Raw genomic sequence first — 2346 nt, forward strand, 5'->3', positions numbered from 1 at the left:
CCGGGCCCGGGCGTCAGCATCCACGTCCTGTGCCGGCTCCCCGCCGACCACCCCCACCGGTACTGGGACCGCGGCAGCGGGGCGGTGTCGGACTACCCGTTCGTCGAGGTGACGCCGGGAAGGTGGCGGGCCACCCTTCCGTAGAGGAGGGCGGCCACCTCGGGCCACTGCCGCTCCCCCACCAGCCACAGCCACAGCTCGCGCGCCAGTCCCGCTGCCGCCGCGGCCACGGCCGCCCGGTCGGCTCCCGCCACCTCGAGCTGGTGGCGCCACGAGCCCCACAGCTCGTCGGCCAGCCACTGCCCGTCGGCCATCTCCTGGCGCGCCCCGGCCGGATCGGCCTCGGCGGCGGCGCGCCACCGCCGGCGCAGCTCCACCGGCTCGGGCGGCGGGGAGGGGGCCACGGGCGGCGGCGGAAAGGCCCCGGGAACGGGCGGGGCGCCGCCGGCTCCGCCGGGCTCAGGCGTGGGAGCCCTCGATCCACGCCGGCTCCCGGTCCGATCCGGCGTAGTTGTCGACGTGGTCGGCAAAGTCGATGAACAGCGGCCCGTCGGGATCGAACGGCCGCTGCAGCGTCGAGAAGGCAATCTTCTTGTCGAGGTTGTTGAGCTTGTGCAGAGCCTCGGGCCGGTCGAGGTCGCGCAGCTCCAGGCGGGGCCGGACCACCTCGAACGCCTCCTCCCCCGCCGCCGTGCGCACGAGCACGCTCGAGTAGTCGTCGGCGCTGCCCACGCTTCCCACCGCGATGTCGGCGGCGTGGCCGAGGAAGTCGGCGCACTCGTCGCAGCCCTTGAGGGCGGCTCCATGAAAGTCTTTTATGGGCTCCTCGACGAGGCGGGTGCCGTCGTGGGCATCGACGAGCAGCTTGCCGTGCATGATGTCGACCCGCGCCACGTCGTCGAGGTTCACGTCCCGCCGGTCGCGCAGCTCGGTGAGCATGAGACCCTCGTAGTTGAAGCTCTTGGTGCACATGAGGGCCACGGTCAGCACCACGGCTTCGGGATGCGACCGGCCCCACGTCCAGGTGCGCGACTGGAGGGCGCGCAGACCCTGGATCTCGCACGGGGTGCCGACCAGCGCCAACCGGGGCCGGTCGGGCAGGCCCCGGCCGGCGAGGTCGAGATGGGCCAGAGCCATGGTCTGGTTGTAGAAGCTGCCGGCCGACTCGACGACGTCCTCGGCGGTGCGGGCGACGAACGCCTCACCCTTCCACTGCTCGGTGTTGCTCGGCCGGGCAACCAGGGCGCCGTCGATGTGGCCCGCCTCGATGAGCGAGATCAGCAGCGCGCTCACGAAGCCGCCGTCCTGCACGCCCGGGATGCGGTCCGCCACCCTCGCCGTATAGGACTGCCGCAGCCGGCCGAGACCCTCGACCCCGCCGCCGCCCGTGACCTTCCAGCCCCCTTCGTCGACCAGGCAGGCCTCCTCGGGCCACAGCGACTCGTAGCGCATCCCGCCCCGGGGGCAGAAGTCCCAGCACAGCGAGCACCCGGTGCACATCTTGACCAAGGCGGGCAGGCCCTCGGACCCGATGCCGATGGAGTCGCTGGGGCACGCTGCGACACACGCCCCGCACTGGATGCAGCGGTCGGCGTCGATGACGGCGGCGGCCAGCTCGAAGAACCAGGTCTTGCCCGGCGCCTCGGCGATGTCGTTCATCTCCCGGCGGATGTCGAATGTCTTGCTCATCTCTTTCTCCCCGCCCCGACCCCGCCGCCGGCCGTGGCCGTGATGGCAACCTTCGTCAGGGTGGCCCGTAGCTCCTCGTTGGGGGTGCGCCGGCACCACTCGTGGAACGCCTCTCCGTTCCGGCGCTCCTCCCGGAACCGGCCGAGCAGGCCGACGAGGGCGTCGGGCACCTGGTCGACCGGACGGGCGCCGTCGACCCAGTCGATGAAGGCGGCGTCGGTGCCGAGGCTGCCGCCGAGGCCGATGTCGACCGCCTCGACGATCTGGTCGTCGACGTGGGCGGTGTCCCCCCGGAACCCGATGTCGCCGATCTGGGGTTGGGCGCACGACGCCGGGCAGCCGGAGAAGTGCATGCGGATCACCTCACCGTCAGGCAGCGGCACCCGCTCGTCCATCTCCCGCGCCCACACCGCCGCCCGGGCCTTGGTCTCCACCACGGCAAACCGGCAGAACTCGTTGCCGGTGCACGCCACCACGCCCCGCTCGAAGGCCTTCGGGAACGGGGAGTGGCGCTGCAGCAGGGGCTCGGCCAGCAGGTCCGGGACGCGATCGTCCGGGATGCCCGACAGGATCAGGTTCTGGTCGGTGGTCAGGCGCACCGTGCCGTCCCCGTACTCCGCCGCCAGCCGGGCCGCCTCGGTCAGGTCGGTGCCCGCC

At 72.7% G+C, this 2346-nt stretch carries 3 protein-coding genes; all 3 read right to left on the minus strand.

What is annotated here, in order from left to right; all coding sequences use genetic code 11:
* Positions 1-92 precede the first annotated feature (92 nt).
* Positions 93-404 carry a hypothetical protein gene (locus VFW24_04245; GenBank protein ID HEX5265959.1) on the minus strand — a complete coding sequence of 104 codons (312 nt, stop codon included), beginning with the start codon at positions 402-404 and terminating at the stop codon, positions 93-95.
* 55 nt (positions 405-459) lie between these two features.
* A complete protein-coding gene (locus tag VFW24_04250; GenBank protein ID HEX5265960.1) occupies positions 460-1689 on the minus strand; it encodes a Coenzyme F420 hydrogenase/dehydrogenase, beta subunit C-terminal domain in 1230 nt (409 codons plus the stop codon).
* On the minus strand, positions 1686-2346 hold a 661-nt coding region (locus VFW24_04255), incomplete at its 5' end, for a hypothetical protein (GenBank protein ID HEX5265961.1). The genes VFW24_04255 and VFW24_04250, both read right to left, overlap by 4 nt.

The sequence above is a fragment of the Acidimicrobiales bacterium genome (genome assembly GCA_036273495.1).
In the GTDB taxonomy this organism is placed as follows: domain Bacteria; phylum Actinomycetota; class Acidimicrobiia; order Acidimicrobiales; family JAJPHE01; genus DASSEU01.

Bases quoted from the DNA above. Each gene is read 5' to 3' on its own strand.
- VFW24_04250 (HEX5265960.1), bottom strand. From the start codon at position 1,689: ATGAGCAAGACATTCGACATCCGCCGGGAGATGAACGACATCGCCGAG.